At 71.3% G+C, this 16,276-nt stretch carries 15 protein-coding genes; 10 read left to right on the top strand and 5 right to left on the bottom strand.

What is annotated here, in order from left to right:
- The first annotated feature begins 40 nt into the window (after positions 1-40).
- From ACFQV6_RS19945 to ACFQV6_RS19930, 4 genes are all read left to right on the top strand, one after another.
- Positions 41-547, top strand: coding sequence for a sigma-70 family RNA polymerase sigma factor (locus ACFQV6_RS19945; RefSeq protein WP_378029021.1), 507 nt, complete (start codon positions 41-43; stop codon positions 545-547).
- Entirely contained in the window at positions 528-1,184 is a 657-nt protein-coding gene (locus ACFQV6_RS19940) for a LytR C-terminal domain-containing protein (protein ID WP_378029020.1), read from the top strand. Before ACFQV6_RS19945 ends, ACFQV6_RS19940 begins: the two co-directional genes overlap by 20 nt.
- Before the next feature lie 48 nt (positions 1,185-1,232).
- Entirely contained in the window at positions 1,233-2,831 is a 1,599-nt protein-coding gene (locus ACFQV6_RS19935; RefSeq protein ID WP_378029019.1) for a class I SAM-dependent methyltransferase, read from the top strand.
- 65 nt (positions 2,832-2,896) lie between these two features.
- Entirely contained in the window at positions 2,897-3,727 is an 831-nt protein-coding gene (locus tag ACFQV6_RS19930) for a TetR/AcrR family transcriptional regulator (RefSeq protein WP_378029018.1), read from the top strand.
- 3 nt (positions 3,728-3,730) lie between these two features.
- On the opposite strand, the gene ACFQV6_RS19925 is transcribed toward ACFQV6_RS19930, so the two are convergent.
- The 4 genes from ACFQV6_RS19925 to ACFQV6_RS19910 all read right to left on the bottom strand — a co-directional run bounded on the left by ACFQV6_RS19925 (position 3,731) and on the right by ACFQV6_RS19910 (position 7,335).
- On the bottom strand, positions 3,731-4,696 hold the full coding sequence (locus ACFQV6_RS19925; RefSeq protein ID WP_378029017.1) for an acyl-CoA desaturase: 966 nt from the start codon (positions 4,694-4,696) through the stop codon (positions 3,731-3,733).
- A gap of 550 nt (positions 4,697-5,246) precedes the next feature.
- Positions 5,247-5,546, bottom strand: a complete 300-nt coding sequence (locus ACFQV6_RS19920) for a hypothetical protein (RefSeq protein ID WP_378029016.1) — start codon at positions 5,544-5,546, stop codon at positions 5,247-5,249.
- Between the two features lie 127 nt (positions 5,547-5,673).
- Positions 5,674-6,279, bottom strand: a complete 606-nt coding sequence (locus tag ACFQV6_RS19915) for a LuxR C-terminal-related transcriptional regulator (protein ID WP_378029015.1) — start codon at positions 6,277-6,279, stop codon at positions 5,674-5,676.
- 129 nt (positions 6,280-6,408) lie between these two features.
- A complete protein-coding gene (locus ACFQV6_RS19910; RefSeq protein ID WP_378029014.1) occupies positions 6,409-7,335 on the bottom strand; it encodes a hypothetical protein in 927 nt (308 codons plus the stop codon).
- Between the two features lie 243 nt (positions 7,336-7,578).
- On the opposite strand from ACFQV6_RS19910, the gene lanKC reads away from it, so the two are divergent.
- The 5 genes from lanKC (at position 7,579) to ACFQV6_RS19885 (ending at position 14,020) form a co-directional block, all read left to right on the top strand.
- Complete coding sequence (gene lanKC / locus ACFQV6_RS19905) at positions 7,579-10,167, top strand: class III lanthionine synthetase LanKC (RefSeq protein ID WP_378029013.1); 2,589 nt, start codon at positions 7,579-7,581, stop codon at positions 10,165-10,167.
- A gap of 6 nt (positions 10,168-10,173) precedes the next feature.
- Positions 10,174-10,293, top strand: coding sequence for a SapB/AmfS family lanthipeptide (locus ACFQV6_RS19900; protein ID WP_378029012.1), 120 nt, complete (start codon positions 10,174-10,176; stop codon positions 10,291-10,293).
- Between the two features lie 64 nt (positions 10,294-10,357).
- Entirely contained in the window at positions 10,358-10,477 is a 120-nt protein-coding gene (locus ACFQV6_RS19895; protein WP_378029011.1) for a SapB/AmfS family lanthipeptide, read from the top strand.
- Between the two features lie 112 nt (positions 10,478-10,589).
- Positions 10,590-12,218 (top strand): ABC transporter ATP-binding protein, encoded by a 1,629-nt coding sequence (locus ACFQV6_RS19890; protein WP_378029010.1) that lies wholly within the window; start codon positions 10,590-10,592, stop codon positions 12,216-12,218.
- Positions 12,215-14,020, top strand: a complete 1,806-nt coding sequence (locus ACFQV6_RS19885) for an ATP-binding cassette domain-containing protein (RefSeq protein WP_378029009.1) — start codon at positions 12,215-12,217, stop codon at positions 14,018-14,020. The genes ACFQV6_RS19890 and ACFQV6_RS19885 overlap by 4 nt, the downstream gene beginning before the upstream one ends.
- Here the strand turns inward: ACFQV6_RS19885 and ACFQV6_RS19880 are convergent.
- Positions 13,916-14,500: a LuxR C-terminal-related transcriptional regulator gene (locus ACFQV6_RS19880; RefSeq protein ID WP_378029008.1), complete on the bottom strand. Its 585-nt coding sequence runs from the start codon at positions 14,498-14,500 to the stop codon at positions 13,916-13,918. The two genes, ACFQV6_RS19885 and ACFQV6_RS19880, sit on opposite strands and share 105 nt — an antisense overlap.
- A 515-nt stretch (positions 14,501-15,015) precedes the next feature.
- On the opposite strand from ACFQV6_RS19880, the gene ACFQV6_RS19875 reads away from it, so the two are divergent.
- Entirely contained in the window at positions 15,016-16,041 is a 1,026-nt protein-coding gene (locus ACFQV6_RS19875; RefSeq protein ID WP_378029007.1) for a glycoside hydrolase family 11 protein, read from the top strand.
- Positions 16,042-16,276: the final 235 nt, after the last annotated feature.

Raw genomic sequence — 16,276 nt, 5'->3', positions numbered from 1 at the left:
TGTATAGGGATATGCGAACACAGGCGAGAGAGCAGGAACCGTGACCGAGGACTTCGACTCCTTCTACGCGGCCACGGCCCGGCGGGTGGTGCTGCACGTGTACGCCGTCTGCGGTGATCTCGGCGACGCGCAGGACATCACCCAGGAGGCGTACGCGCGCGCCTGGCAACAGTGGTCGAAGGTTTCCGCCTACGACAACCCGGAGCAGTGGGTCCGTACCGTCGCCTGGCGCTTGGCCGCCAACCGCTGGCGCGGCTTCCGGCGCTGGATGGCGGCTCAGGCCCGCCTCGGCCGGTCCGGGGCCGACGCCGCTGGCCCCTCGCCCGATCGGGTCGCCGTCGTCGCCGCGTTGCAGCGGCTCCCCGAGTCGCAGCGGCAGACCGTGGCGCTGCACTACCTGCTCGACATGACGGTGAACGAGATCGCGACAACCACCGACACCCCGGTCGGGACGGTCAAGGCCCGGCTGTCCCGGGCCCGCGCCGCCCTCGCCGCTCTGCTCAACGACGATTCCCAGGAGGTGCCCGATGTCGCGGTCCGTTCGTGAACAGATCCTCGACCTGGAGACAGACGTACAGCAACTGCGGCTGGCCCCGGCCGCCGCGGTGCGGCAGCGGGGACAGCGACGCCGCCGGCGGCACATCGCCGTCACCGCGTCGTCCCTCGTCCTGGTCGCTGCCGCCGCCGGCTTCGCCCTGACGAACACGGCGCAGGACCGTCTTCCGGCCGTCGGCGCCGCCGGTCCCGGCAGCAGCGCCGAGCCCGGAACCGTGGACGGCACGCGCTGCGGACCTTCGGGCATACCGCTGAACCTTCAGCTCCCCGACGGTCCCGAGGCGGTTTCCGTCCGCGTCTTCAACGGCGCGACGCCGACCGGTTTGGATCAGACGGTGACGCTGCAACTGCGCCAGCGCGCATTCACCCGGGCCGAGAGCGCCGGCACCGCGACAGTCGCCCTCAAGGACAAGGTCGGGACACTTCGGTACGGTCCACGGGCGCTCGGTTCCGCCGCGCTGCTCAGGGCGTACTTCGCCGACGAGGTGGTCTCGCAGTTCGACCCGGCCCTCGACGGCGAAACCGTCGAACTCGTCGTCGGACCGGACTTCCGGCAACTGGCGACGCCGACCGAGATCAACCAGGCCCTGGTGGAGATGGGACCGGTGACCGTACCCCGGGAGTGCTGACCCGCTCCGGCGGCCGGCGCGACATCGTGGTGTACCGGGCCGGACGGTATGATCGAAAACCGCCGTCCGGCCCGGTACGCCATGGGGGATGACATCAACTCGCCGCCACGTTTCGTGTTGTTCCCCGGCCGTCACCACCTGCTGACCCGCTTCCAGGCCGACTATCTGCACCGCCTTGCCGCCGCCGGCGAGGCCCCTGGCGGTGGAACCGTCGGCAGCGGAGCCACGATCGTGTGGGCGGTGACGTCGGCCAACCACGACAACACCAGGCGCAACCCGGTGCCGTACCACCGGCGGGAGGCGGCGATCGAGCGGTTCAGCCTGCTCAGCGGGCTGCGGTCGCTTGTCGTGCCGATCTTCGACACCGCACCGACCGACGCGTTCGCCGAGGTCACCCTCAAGAGCATCGCCGTGGCCACCGGGATCGATCTCACCCCGGCGGACACCGTCGTCGCCTGCTCCACGCCGGAGGTCGCGAAGCTCTACGAGCGGCTCGGCTTCCCGATCGCGCCGGTGGAGGCCGATCCGCAGTTGCGTACGGTGCCGGAACGCCCCTGGGACGTGCTGCTGCGCCTGGCCGCCGGCGACGAGTCCTGGCGCAAGCTGGCCCACCCGGCCACCGTCGACGTCTTCGAGCGGTACCGGCTGGCCGAGACGGTCCGGACCGTCGTCGAGGACCCGCTCGTCGGTGACGAGGGCGGCCTCACCGCGACCCGTGACTACCGCACCTACGTGGAGGCCTTCGCCGGCGCCGCCGAGCGCAAGTGGTCAGCGGTCCGGCAGCACGTGCGGCCCGGCCGCATCGTGGACATCGGCTGCGGCGCCGGTGCGGTCCTGGAACTGGCCGACCGCGAACCCGGACTGCACGAGAGCGACCTGATCGGTGTCGAGGTCGCCCGGCACCTGTACTCCGAGTGCGTGCACAAGAAGGCCCAGGGCGTCTTCCGCAACGCCAACGTGTACTTCTACCAGCGCAACGTCCTCGGCGGCGCGATCTTCGCCGACCGGTCGGTCGACACCACGCTCACCTTCGCGCTGACCCACGAGATCTGGTCCTACGGCCGGCAGCGGGAGTCGCTGCTGCGGTTCGCCCGGCGCATCTTCGACCACACCGCGCCCGGCGGCGTCTGGATCAACAGCGACGTGTGCGGGCCGGACGACCGCCGCCGCCCGGTGAGCCTGCGGCTGGTCACCGACGACGGCAACAACCCCGGCGAGCCGCGGCGAGACCTGAGCGAGCTCACCTCGGGCGAGGTCAAACGGTACGTCGAGAGCCTGTCCACCCGGGCCCGGCTGGACCAGTTCGCCGCCGACTTCGCGTTCCCATTCACCTTCGAGGATCTCGGCGACGGCACGGTACGCCTCGAACTGGGCGCGGCGATGGACTTCCTGACCCGCAAGGACTACGTCGACAACTGGCTGTCGGAGACGAGGGAACAGTTCTGCGGCCTGTCCTTCGCCGAGTGGACCGAACTGCTGACCGAGGCCGGCTTCGAGCTGGACCCGGCCTCGGCACCGATCCGCAACGACTGGGTCGTCGACAACCGGATCGCCCCGGTCGCCACCCTCACCGACCCGGAGGGCCGGCCCCTCGACTGGCCCACCACCCACCTGCTCGCCGTGGCCCGCCGCCCCCGCAACAGCTGATCTCCCGCTCTCACCGCTAAGTCGGTAGAGTGTCGCTCTATTGAATGAGCGACTACGCTGCAGCGGTGAGTGTCAACCGGCGATACGTCTCGGAGCGGCGCCAGGAGCAGGCCCGGCAGACCAGGCGCGCGATCCTCGACGCGGCCGCCAAACTGTTCGTGGATCCCGGCTATGCGGCCACGCCGCTCACCGCCGTCGCCGCCGAGGCGGGCGTCGCCGTCCAGACCCTCTACGCGGTGTTCGGCAACAAGCGCCAGCTCCTGTCCGACCTCGTCGACGTGACTCTGGCCGGTGACGACGAGCAGGTCGCGCTGCCGGACCGCCAGTTCGTCACCGACATCCGCGCGCTGACCGGGCTGCGGGCGAAACTCGCCAGGTACGCCCGGCACCTCGCCGAGACCCATGCCCGCCAGGTCCACGTGATGCTGGCCCTCGCCGGCGCGGCGACCGCCGACGCCGACGCCGCGGCGATCTGGCGCAAGAACGTCGAGGAGCGCCACCACGGCATGCTGATGTTCGCCGCGGACCTCGCGGAGTCCGGCGAGGTCCGGGTGACCCGGGAGCAGGCGGCCGACGTGTTGTGGCTGGCGCAGGACATCCGCAACTACGACTGGCTGGTCCTGCGGCGCAAGTGGTCGATCGAGCAGTTCGAGGGGTGGTTCGTGGACACCGTCGGCGCCGCGTTGAGTGGACCGGGTCCGGCAGCCTCGCCGGCGGTCGAGGTGGTGCGGCGGTGGCTGGACAGCGGCGGTTTCTGCCGGGTGGTCGCGCGGGGAGACACCTGGGTCACTGTGGCGTTGCTGACCTGTACGGAGGAGGAGGCCGACCGGGTGACCTGGCCGGCCGATCCCGAACTGCTGGCGTTCCTCGCCTCCGCGGACGCGTCCGGCTCCTGACCCTCAGGCGGCCTTGCGAAGTGCGGCCGTCGAGCTGTCGTTGCGCTTGGCGGTGAGCCTGACCGGGTCGGGCCAGCGTACGTCGTAGACCCAGCCGAGCTTCTCGAAGATCCGGATGAGGCGGGCGGCCGGGTCGATCTGGCCCCGGAGCACGCCGTGGCGGGCGCCGGTCGGGTCGGCGTGGTGGCTGTTGTGCCAGCTCTCGCCGAACGACAGGATCGCCAGCGGCCAGAAGTTGGTGGCCCGGTCCTTGCTGTCGAACGGCCGTTCACCCACGACGTGGCAGATCGAGTTCACCGACCAGGTGACGTGGTGCAGCAGCGCCATGCGAACCAGCCCGGCCCAGAAGAAGGCGGACAGGGCGCCGGCCCAGGTGCCGGTGACCAGCCCTCCGATCAGGGCGGGCGTCAGCAGCGACAGGGCGATCAACGGCAGGAACAGCCGGTCGACGATCCGGATGCCGCGGTCGGCGAGCAGGTCGGGGGCGAACCGGGACTTGTTGGTGACCTCCGGGTTGAAGAACCAGCCGCAGTGGGCGTACCAGAGGCCCTTGGCCAGGGCCCGGACGCCGGTGCCGTACCGCCAGGGCGAATGCGGGTCGCCCTCGCGGTCGGTGAAGGCGTGATGCCGGCGGTGGTCAGCGACCCACTCGGTCGGCGGCCCCTCGACGGCCAATGATCCGGCGACGGCCAGAGCCAGGCGCAGCGGCCGTCGGGCCTTGAACGAGCCGTGCGTGAGATGGCGGTGGAAGCCGACGGTCACCCCGGCGACCGCGATCACGTAGCCGGTGACGGCCATGGCGGCGTCCAGCGGGGACAAGCCCCAGCCCCAGGCGATCGGAATGGCGGCGAACAACGCGAGAAACGGCCCGACTACGAAGACCCAGAGCATCGCGATGGCCGCGCGCGACTGGGTGGCCTCGATCATCGGCTTGGGGCCGGGAAGCGCCGTGGATACAGATGTGCTCATGGCACGACTCCTAAGATCTTGCCGGCTGAGCATCACGACGCATCGAGCAGACAAGCGGGGTACTGCGGGGGGATGAGGCCGCGGCGGGACCGGCGGCCGCCGTGGCCAGGCACGCGGGAACGGCCACGACATCGAGCGGTGTCCGGCCTGGTTACCCGGCTTCCGCGCCCGCAAACGGCCCGTCCCCCCAGCTGGCACTGACACCCGAAGCGCCCGGCCGGCGGTGACGCACGTGGTGGCGGCCCGGCTGGCGGTGACGCACGTGGTGGCGGCCCGGCTGGCGGTGACGCACGTGGTGGCGGCCCGGCTGGCGGTGACGCACGGAATAGCGGCCGGATAAGGTGCGTGACCGCCAGCCGAGCGGGCGCGGCTGGCGGTGACGCACGGAATGACGGCCGGATAAGGTGCGTGACCGCCAGCCGAGCGTCCTGGCTGGGCGTGGGTGCTGCGCTCAGCCACTCCTACACGGCAACCGCAACCACGCACGGCCCCCGGTCAGGAGCCGTGCGTGGAGCGCGGGAACAAGTGGGTGTGAGATCAGGGTGCGAGATCAGTGGGTGCGGGGGTCGTGGTCGTTGGTGCGGCTGCCGGCCTTCGCCAGGCCCCGGCTGATCAGGTAGCCGACGGTGAGCAGGGTGATGTACCACCATGCCTTGTCCGCCGCGAAGTAGTCGGCGCCGTTGTTCGAGGAGCCGTCGCCGACCACGTTCGAGGCGATCAGCACGCCGATGACGGCGAGCAAGTAGACGACCAGTTCGCTCGTCTTGAACGAGGGCTTGGTCTCCTCGCCCCGCGAACGGCCGTGCGCGTAGTGGGTGGTGTCGTGGTTCTCGCGGGTGGACGTAGCCATGTGGTCATCTCCTGAGAGGTCGTCGGTGTATCGCCTCGGTGACGTCCTCGATGACGTCGTATCTGAGCTACCCACCGCCCCCAGGTCCACACCGGAATGGCCACATATCACCCGTTAGAGGACCAGCTCAGAGCCAGTTCGCCTCGGTGGCGATGCGGATGGCGTCGAGCCTGCTGCGCGCTCCGACCTTCTGCATGATGGTCGAGAGATAGGTGCGGACGGTGCCGGCCGTCAGGAACAGGGCGCCGGCGATGTCGCGTACGGACATCCCCTCCGCGGCGAGCCGCAGGACGTCGCGTTCCCGCGGTGTCAGCGGGTTGGGCCGCGCGATGAGCATCGACGCGGCGATCGCCGGTTCCATGAAGCGTTCACCGGCCGCCACCCGCCGGACCGCGTCGGCCAGGTCGCCGATGTCGCAGTCCTTCTTCAGGTACGCCCGGACCCGGCAGCCGACGGCGTGCCGCAGCGCGTTGGAGGCGGCGACCGTGGTGAGCACCAGGACCGCGCGGTCGGGGTGGTTCTCGGTGAGGGTGTCGACGGCGTCGATGACCGCGCCGTTCAGGGTGTCCAGGTCGACGACGAACACGTCCGCGTCGACTTTGACGGCCAGTTCCGGTGTCACTTCCGCGCTGGTGTTCCCGGCGACGACGTCGAGGCCCGGTTCGTGCGACAGGGCCCTTCCGAGGGCGGTTCTGAGCAGGCAGGCGTCAGCGACCAGCATGATGCGGATCACGAGGGTTCCCTTCCCGGGGTTCGTGCACTCTGCCCGATTCGCCGGGAGTGGTCACGGCGCTGAATCGGCAGCTGACAAAGGCACGGAGTCCCGCCGGCACACTGCGGTGCCGGACGTGGACGGGAAGGGTCAGCCGGGCGGTGCCGCGCCGGCGGGGCAGCGCCCGCTGTGGTCCGAGAAGCCGGTCGTAACGGTGGCGGCCGCGTCGGCCGCGGGAAGCCACGCGGCCGGGGTGACGGCCCAGGCCTGCGGGGCGAGGTCCGCTCCGCCGGTGATCCAGGAATTCAAAAGCCGGAGGTACGCGGGAAGCGTCACCGGCACCGGATAGTCCCCACCCGTGGCGGCGACCGTGGCGTGATGCCGCGTGCTCGCCGGTGCGTGCTCGGCGCACGGCGGCCGTGCGATGTGATGCAGGGCCGTGGCGCCGGCCACCGGTTGCGCCACAGCGAGCGGTTGCGCCACCGCGATCGGCGGCGCCACAGCGTGCGGTTGCGCCACAGCAAGCGGTTGCGCCACAGCGATCGGGGCGACGGGCAACGCAGCCGGTGCCCGCGCCGGGCTGTCGGGGAGCGCGATGACCGGATCCGCGACCGGAACAGGTCGTGGCAGGGGAACGGCAGCAATCGGCTTGGTGAGAGGCGCGGTCACCGGCTTGAGTGCTTTGGCCAGCGGCTCGGTCACGGGCCGAATCGTCTTGGTGACGGGCTTGGTGACGCGCTCGACCGTCTTGGTGACGGGCTTGGTGACTGGCTTGGTGACGCGCTCGACCGTCTTGGTGACTGGTTTGGTGACGGGCTTGAGAGTGCGGGTGACCGGCTCAACCTTTGCCGGGACCTTCTTGACGATCCGCGTGACCTCGGCCGAATCCTTCCGAATCGGATCCTCCCGGGCCGGTGTCACCGCCTCGACGACGTCCTTGACGCCGGGGATCGCCGGCTTGTCGTCCGCCCGCGCGGCACCGGCGCTCACCAGCAGATAGGCCACCACGGCGAAACCCGCCAGGATGATCAGGCGAAGGACCGTGGGCAGGTGGCGTCCAGCCGTTCGATCGGGCACTTCTGCCGTCACCACGGGAACGCTCTCCATCCTGTTTCGCCGAGTCGGTCCATCAGGGACCGTAGCGCCGTCGCGCGTTGATCGCACATCGAGCGGCCACTCTTTTCCCTGGCGTCCTTCCGTCAAACGCTGCGTTTGTCAGTAATGCGCCGTGAATCGTGTGCCACACCCTCTGACATCGGCGACTGTCGGTGCCCGGCCGCTCCGGACAGGATTGGTGCATACCGATGAAGGGAGGCCGGGATGGACCGCCGATACGACGCCTACTGTGCCGCTGACCCGCTGTTCTACGACTCGCTGGCGACCGTTCAGCGTTCGGCGGGCGACTTCCCGGCCGCCCGCCGGCAGCTGCCGGACGGGTGGAGCATCCGGGCGCACGACGACTGGCTGATCGCCGGCCGGGACGGCGCGACGCTGCCCCGGCAGGGGTGGAAGATCCATTCCTCGGGCCGGCCGGAAAACGCGCAACAGATCGTCGACACGATCTGGCACTACTGCGTGCCGCGGGGAATCCCGTTCAAATTCCTGCGCTCACCGCAGGTGCTGTTCATGCGCAACTCGAAATACGCGTCACGTGCGTCCAGCGGCAAGCTGGCCACCATTTATCCGTCCGATGACACCGCCGCGCAGACCATCCTCACCGAGCTCGGCGCCCTGCTGACCGGCGAGTCCGGCCCGTACATTCTCAGCGACCTGCGCTGGGGCGACGGCCCGCTGTACGTGCGGTACGGCGCCTTCGCCCACCTGTACTGCGTCGCCGACGACGGTGACCTGGTGCCGGCGCTGGCCGGGCCGGACGGCACGCTCGAACCCGACCGGCGCCAGGCCGTCTTCGCCCTGCCGCCCTGGCTCGAGCTGCCCGCCTTCCTCCAGCCGCACCTGGACGCCCGCAACGCGGTGACCACCAACGACCTGCCGTACCGGGTCACCCAGGTCCTGCACTACTCCAACGCGGGCGGCCTCTACACGGCCGAGGACCAGCGCACCGGCGAGCGCGTCGTGCTGAAGGAGGCACGGCCCTACGCGGGGCTGGACGGCCGCGGGGACGACGCGATCACCCGGTTGCGCCGTGAGCACGAGATGCTCGACCGGGTCGCCGACGCCGGCTTCTCGCCGCGGGTGCGTGACCGGTTCACGCTGGGCGAGCACGAGTTCCTGGCCATGGAGTTCGTCGACGGCGAACCGCTGAACCGGCTGATCGTGCGGAAGTACCCGCTCACCGACCCGGACGCCGGCGCCGCCACGCTGGAGGAGTACACCCGGTGGGCGCTGTCCGTCCACGATCAGGTGGAGCAGGCGATCAGGGCCCTGCACGAGCGCGGTGTCGTCCACGGCGACCTGCACATGTTCAACATCATGGTGCGGCCGGACGGCCGGATCGCGCTGCTCGACTTCGAGGTCGCCGCGCCGATCACCGAGCAGCGCCGGCCGGGCCTGCGCAACCAGGGCTTCGCCGCGCCGCGCGACCGGGTCGGTGCTCCGGTCGACGAGTACGCGCTGGCCTGCCTCGCCATCGCGCTGTTCCTGCCGCTCACCCCGCTGCTGCGGCTGGACCGCGCCAAGGTGCGGCACCTCGCGGACGTCATCGCGGAGCACTTTCCGGTGCCGCGTGAGCTGCTCGACCGTACCGTTGCTGTGGTTGAAGGCCCTTCTGCCGCACGGCTCGCGGCGGTCGGCACCCGGGACTGGTCCGTCTTCGGCCCGGACCCGGACGCCTGGCCCGCGGCCCGCCGAGCGCTCGTGCGCGCCATCCTCGGCAGTGCGACACCCGAGCGCACCGACCGGTTGTACCCGGGCGACATCGAGCAGTTCCGGGTCGGCGGCCTCGGCCTCGCGCACGGAGCGGCCGGAGTGATGTACGCGCTTGCCGAATCCGGCGCGGACATTCCCGTCGAGCACCGCGACTGGCTCGTCAAACGCGCCGCCGATCCCGGGTTCGACCCACGGCACGGCTTCTTCGACGGGCTGCACGGCGTCGCGTACACCCTCGACCACCTGGGTGAGCGGCAGGCCGCGCTGGACCTGGTCGAACGCTGCCTCGGCAGCGGGTGGGAGGGCCTCGGCCCGGACCTGGCCGGCGGTGTCGCCGGCATCGGCCTCAACCTGCTGCATCTGGCCGGCCGGACCGGCGAGACCGGGCTGCGAGACGCGGCGTTCCGCGCCGCGGACCTGGCCCGGGACCGGCTCGGTGACGTCGGCTCGGTGCCGGAGACCAGCGGTGGTGCGCACCCGCACGCCGGGCTCACCCGCGGCTCCAGCGGTGTGGCGCTGTTGTTCCTGCGGATGTACGAGACCACCGGCGACACGGCGTATCTCGACCTGGCCGGCACCGCGCTGCGGCAGGACCTGCGCCGCTGCGTGACGCGGCCGGACGGCGCGCTGGAGGTCAACGAGGGCTGGCGGACCATGCCGTACCTCGCGGAGGGCAGCCTCGGCATCGGCCTGGTGCTCGACCAGTACCTGCGGCACCGGCCGGACGACGAGTTCCGGGACGCGTCGGTGGCGATCGCACGGGCCGCCCGCTCTCCGCTCTACGTGCAGTCCGGGCTGTTCGCGGGACGCGCCGGTGTCGTTGCCTACCTCGCCCGGCGCGGCGACCCCGGCATGGCCGCGCAGGTGCGCCGGCTGGCCTGGCACGCCCTGCCGTACGGCGGCGGGCTGGCCTTCCCCGGCGAGCAACTGCTGCGGCTCTCCATGGACCTGGCCACCGGAACAGCCGGCGTGCTGCTGGCGATGGCGATGGCCCGCAACGAGCGGCCGGTCACCCTGCCGCTCCTCGACTCCCATCCGACCGTGGTGGGCCCGATCACGACCGAAGAGGGGAGGAGGTGAACGACCATGGCGCTTCTGGACCTGCAGGGCATGCAGCTCTCCGCCGAGCAGCGTGGTGGCGGCGGCAGCAGGGCGTCGCTGCTGCTGTGCGGCGACAGCTCGCTCAGCGTGACGACGTGTAACTGACCATGGCAGCACCCGTCCGTTCGTACGAAATCTCGAATCATTTGATCTAGAAGGAGAAACTCTCATGGCACTCCTCGACCTGCAGGGCATGGAAATGACCACCGAGCAGCGTGGTGGCGGCGGCAGCCAGGCGTCGCTGCTCCTCTGCGGTGACAGCTCGCTGAGCGTCACCACCTGTAACTGACATCGATCGGCCCCCCATCGATGACGCGGCCCCGTGCCGGCCACGAGCCGGCCCGGGGCCGCGCGACGTCGCGACTCCGTGAGCGCGACTTCGTGATCTTGAGGAGACGCCCGTGACCACTCGCCGCTCGCTGGTGCCGCTCGCTGTCGCCGCCACGCTGTCGGCGGTCGCCGGGCTGTCCCTGCCGCTGGTGATCGGCCGCACTGTGGACGCGATCATTTCCGGTCGTGACACCGAGTTCTGGCTGACGTGGGCGTTCGCGCTCGCCGGTCTGCTCGTGGCCGCCGATCCGATCCGTGACCTGCTCGCCGGGCTGGCGCCCGCGCATCGCACCGCGGAGTTGCGCCACCGGCTGGTCCGCCACACGCTGCTGCTCGGCGCGCGCCGGGCGGACGCCACCGGTGACGTGGTGAGCCGGGTGCTCACCGGCGCCGCGGAGGCGGGCCAGGGCGGCGTGGCTCTGGTCCTCGCCGTGGTGGGCACGGTGCCGGTGGCCGGCGCGGTCGTCGTGCTCGCCTACCTGGACCCCTGGCTGATTGCCGGCTACCTGGCCGGAGCGCTGGTGATCACGGTGCTCCTGCGGCGGCACGTGCGGGACACCTCCGACGCCGTGCTCCGCTACCAGCGTGCGCAGGCCGACATCGCCGCCCGGCTCTCCGACGCGCTCACCGGCCGCCGCACCATCGCCGCCGCCGGGACCGTGCCGGCCGAGATCGATCGCTGCCTGCACCCGCTGCCGGACCTCTCCGCCGCCGGTCACCGCACCTGGCACGTGCTGTCCCGCTCGGCCGGGCAGAGCGCCCTGATCGGGCCGTTGCTGCAGCTGTCGGTGGTGGCCGTCGGCGGCCTGCTGCTCGCCCGCGGGCGGCTCACCCCGGGCGAACTGCTCGCGGCCGTCCAGTACGGCGCGATGGGCGCCGGGATCGGCGGCCTGGTCGCCGGGTTCAACCGGGTGGCGCGTGCCCGCGCCGGGATGCGCCGGGTCGCCGAGGTGCTGGACCGGCCGGAGCCCCGGTACGGGCATCGCGACCTGCCGCCCGGACCCGGCGTGCTGACGTTCCACGACGTCACGGTCCTGGCCGGCGGTGTCCCGGTGCTGGAGCGGGTCAACGCGACCCTTCCCGGCGGCCGGCCGGTCGCCGTGGTGGGCCGGTCCGGGGCCGGCAAGTCGACGTTCGCCGAGCTCGCGGCCCGCCTGATCGACCCGGACGAGGGCCTGGTCCGGCTGGACGGGGTACCGCTGCCCGAGCTGTCCGCGGAGGCGCTGCGGCGGGAGCTGGGTGTCGCGTTCGAACGGCCGGTACTGGTCGGCGCGACTGTCGCCGACGCGGTCGGGCTGGGCCAGGACCGGCCCGGCGAGGTCGCTGATGCTCTGCGGGCCGCCTGTGCGGACGCGTTCGTGTCCCGGCTGCCGGAGGGTGCGTCGACACCGCTCGGCGAGGCGCCCTTCTCCGGCGGTGAGACGCAGCGGCTCGGACTGGCCCGCGCGTGGCACGCCCGCCGCCTGCTGGTCCTCGACGACGCCACGTCCAGCCTGGACACCGCTACCGAGGCGCAGATTCTGCGGCTGCTCCTCGGGGACGACCGGCGTACCCACCTGATCGTGGCGCACCGGGTCAGTACCGCGGCACAGTGCGCGGCCGTCGTGTGGCTGGACGGTGGGCGGGTGCGTGCGGTCGCGCCGCACCGGCGGCTGTGGTTCGACCCGGAGTACCGGGCGGTCTTCGGGGGGCGATCGTGAGCGCCGGCCGGGAGACCGCCGTCGTGCTGCGCCACCATCGCGGCGACGTGTTCCGGCTGCTGGCCTGGTCGGTGCCGGAGTCGGCGCCCGCGATGCTGTCCGGGCTGGTCGTGGCGCGGGCGGTGGACCAGGGCTTTCTCCGTGACCGCCCGGCGACCGGCCTGGCGTGGCTGAGCGTGCTGCTGGTCGCGGCCGTGGCCGGTGCGTGGGGTGCCCGGCAGACGAACCTCGCGGTGGCCGGTGTGGTCGAGCCGTTCCGCGACGACCTGGTCACCCGGGTGGTCACCGCGTCGCTGCGCACGGCGACGCGGCCGGGCCCGGACACCGTACCGGCGGGTGCGGTGGCCCGGATGACCCAGCAGGTCGAGACGGTGCGGGACTCGTTCGCCGGCCTGGTACTGGTGTCCCGCGGCTTCGTGGTGACGGTCCTCGCCGCGCTGCTCGGCACGGCGTCCCTGGCCGCGCCGCTGCTGATCCTGCTCGCGCCGCCGCTGATCGTCGGACTGGGGCTGTTCGCCGTGGCGCTCCGGCTCGGCGTCAGGTGGCAGCGCGAATATCTGGCGGCCGGTGAGCGCCTCGCCGACCGGGTGTCCGCGGCGGCCACCGCGGCCCGTGACGTGGCGGCCTGCCGCGCCGCCGACCGTGCCGCCGGATACGTCGGCGAGGCGGTCACCGCGCAGGCCGGTGCGGAACGGGCGCTGGCCCGGCTGGCCGCCTTCCGGTCACTGACGGTGGTGGTCGCCGGATGGCTGCCGCTGGTCGCGGTCCTGGCCGGTGCCGGGCGGCTCACCGGTGGCGGCATCAGCACCGGGGCGCTGATCGGCGTGCTCACCTACCTGGCTCAGGTCCTCGTTCCGGCCCTCGACCTGTTCGTCGCCACCGTCGGCAACGCCGGCCTGCGGTTCGTGGTCACGCTGGGCCGGCTGCTGCAGAGGGCCGCGCGATCGCCGGACCTCGTTCCCGGCGCCGGTAGTGGTGTGCCGGCCGCGGGGCCGCTGGAGTTACGGGGTGTCACCTTCCGGTACGGCGCCGCGGCCCGCCCGGTCCTGCGGGACGCCGATCTGACCGTCGGGCCCGGCGACCACCTCGCCGTGGTCGGGCCGAGCGGCGCGGGGAAGTCCACGCTCGCCGGCCTGCTCTGCGGGACCCTGGAGCCGGACCGGGGCACAGTCCGGTACGGCGGCGTCCCGGTGACCGGCCTCGACCCGGCAGCCCGAGCCGGGTGCCGGGTGCTGATCCCGCAGGAGGCGTACGTCTTCCCCGGCACTGTCGCGGACAACCTCCGCTACCTGAACCCGGCGGCCTCGGACCGGGCAATCCTCGCCGCCGCCGAGCGTCTCGGCGCTGCCCAACTGCTGGCCCGGCTCGGCGGTCTCCAGGCGTTGCTGCGCCCCGGTGAGCTGTCGGCCGGCGAACGTCAGCTGCTCACGCTCGTCCGCGCCTACCTGGCCCCGGCGCCGGTGGCCGTCCTGGACGAAGCCACCTGCCACCTCGACCCGGCCGCCGAGGAGCGGGTGGAACGCGCGTTCGCCGCCCGCGGCCCGCTCGTGGTGATCGCCCACCGGATCAGCTCCGCCGAGCGGGCCTCCCGGGTCCTGTTGCTCGACCCGGACGGCCCGCTGCTCGGCGACCACGACAGCCTGCGCGAGACCAGCCCGCGATATCGGGAGATGACCGGTTACTGGGCGGCGACCGGCTCAGAGCCAGCCGGCCCGGCGCGCCCGCTCGACGGCGTCGGCCCGGTCGCGAGCGCCCACCTTGGTGGTGATCCGGCTGAGGCGGTTGCGGATCGTGCCCGGTGAAAGCGCCAGCTTGCCGGCGATCTCGCCGACGCCGATGCCCTGCGCGACCAGCGCCAGCACCTCACGTTCCCGGCCGGTCAGCGGGTTCTCCGGCTGCACCAGCAGCGAGGCGATCAGCTCCGGGTCGATCACCGGGTTGCCGCCTGCCAGGCTGCGCACCGCGGACAGCAGATGCTCGATCGAGGCGCGCCGGGTCACGAACCCCACCCGGTCCATGTCGTCGGTGGCGAGCCGGGCGAGCACGTCATGGCGGTCGGCGTCGATCAGAATCAACACCCGGGTTTCGGGTACGGCTGTGCAGATCGCCGCCGCGGCGAGCAGCGGATCGTCGTCCCCGCCGAAGTCGAGCAACGTGAGGTCCGCGGGGATCGGGAGCGTGGTGGCCTCGTGCCAGGCGGCCAGCTCGGCGACCACCTCCAGATCGGGCTCGGCGCGGATCGCGGCGGCCAGCACGCCCCGGTAGAGGGGTGAGTCCTGCACGACCGCTATGCGGACAGGCTCGGATTCCGTTTCCGGCACGCCGTTTCCCCCGCCGCTCCCCGTGCTTTCCGCCACGCCACTCACCATGGCACGAAGCGAAGATCGAGGGCGAGCGTGTCCACCGCCGGGGAATTGCAGGCTGACGACCGAGGCCCGAAACTTTCGGAGTTTGGAACCCTTCTATCGCTCGACACGGCTCAGTATTCGTAACATCAGTCAGCGTCCCTATGATCCATAAAGCGTCTTGAGCTGCTCTTACTCGGTGAAAACGACGAGGCTGGCCCAGGTATGGGTTACCGGTATGTTTCTGGAAGTTGTTGACAAGCCGCCGAGCTGGACCCTACCGTCGCCATCGACGGAACTCGATTACGTCGGGCCCGTTCATCACGACCCACTCACCACCACCGCTGGTATGACGCTGTTGTCCGGCGGCCCTTCCCCTGGCCGCCGCCAACCCCGCCGGGTCGTCAGGCACTGCTGGCCTCCGCCAGTCGTCACGAGGAGGAAGCATCTACATGAACGACATCCCCACCCAGCCGAGAAGGCGCGGCCGCATCCGGCTCCTTCTCGGTGCCGCGTTCGCCGCGGTGCTCGCCGTCGGCGTCAGCGTGATGGCGCCGAACGCGTATGCCGAGTCGGACCGGACGGTCAGCTCGAACACCACCGGTACGCACAACGGCTACTACTTCTCGTTCTGGAAGGACAGCGGCAACGCGAGCATGACGTTGCGTGCTGACGGCCGCTACTCCAGTAGCTGGAGCAACAGCACGAACAACTGGGTCGGCGGCAAGGGCTGGGCCACCGGTAACCGCAGGACGATCACCTACTCGGGTTCGTACAACCCGAACGGGAACAGCTACCTCGCGCTGTACGGGTGGACGCGCAGCCCGCTGATCGAGTACTACGTGGTGGAGAACTTCGGTACGTACAACCCGAGCAGCGGCGCCACCCGGATGGGGTCGGTGACCACTGACGGCAGTACCTATGACATCTACCGCAGCCAGCGGGTCAACCAGCCGTCGATCGACGGCACGGCGACGTTCTACCAGTTCTGGAGTGTGCGCCAGCAGAAGCGCAGCTCGGGCACGATCACGACGGCCAACCACTTCGACGCGTGGGCCCGTGCCGGTCTGAACCTGGGCACCAACCACAGCTACCAGATCATGGCGACCGAGGGTTACCAGAGCAGCGGAAGCTCGGACATCACCGTCCGCGAGGGCAGTGGAGGCGGTACGAACCCGACCACTCCGACGACCGGCCCGACCGGGAACCCGGGTGGCAACTGCACGGCGACGCTGTCGGCCGGTGAGCAGTTCGGTGACCGGTTCAACCTGAACGTGGCGGTCAGCGGCACCAGCAGCTGGGCGGTCTCGCTGAACCTCAACGGCGGTCAGAGCATCCAGAACAGCTGGAACGCCTCGGTCAGCGGTACGAGTGGCACGGTCACGGCGAGGCCGAACGGCAACGGCAACAACTTCGGCGTGACGATCATGGCCAACGGCAACTGGACCTGGCCGACGGTCACCTGCCGGACAAGCTGACCCAGCTTCTGACACACCCGGCTTCCTGAAACACCCGGCCTCCTGAAACACCGCACCCGTGGCGCGGCGGCCCCGACCGCCGCGCCACCCGCCGGTTTGGCCGGCTGGCTCTCAGGGGTGCCTTTCGGCCCGCGAGACGCCTCTCACGGCCAGCTGGTTGGGTCGGCTGGCTCTGAGGGGTGCTTTTCGGCCCGGGGGACGCCTCTCACGGCCAGCCGGGGTCGAATGCGGGAGG

The organism is Actinoplanes sp. GCM10030250, from assembly GCF_042666575.1.
In the GTDB taxonomy this organism is placed as follows: domain Bacteria; phylum Actinomycetota; class Actinomycetes; order Mycobacteriales; family Micromonosporaceae; genus Actinoplanes.
Note: the sequence above shows the minus strand (reverse complement) of the source record. Positions and strands in the feature narration are given on the sequence as shown.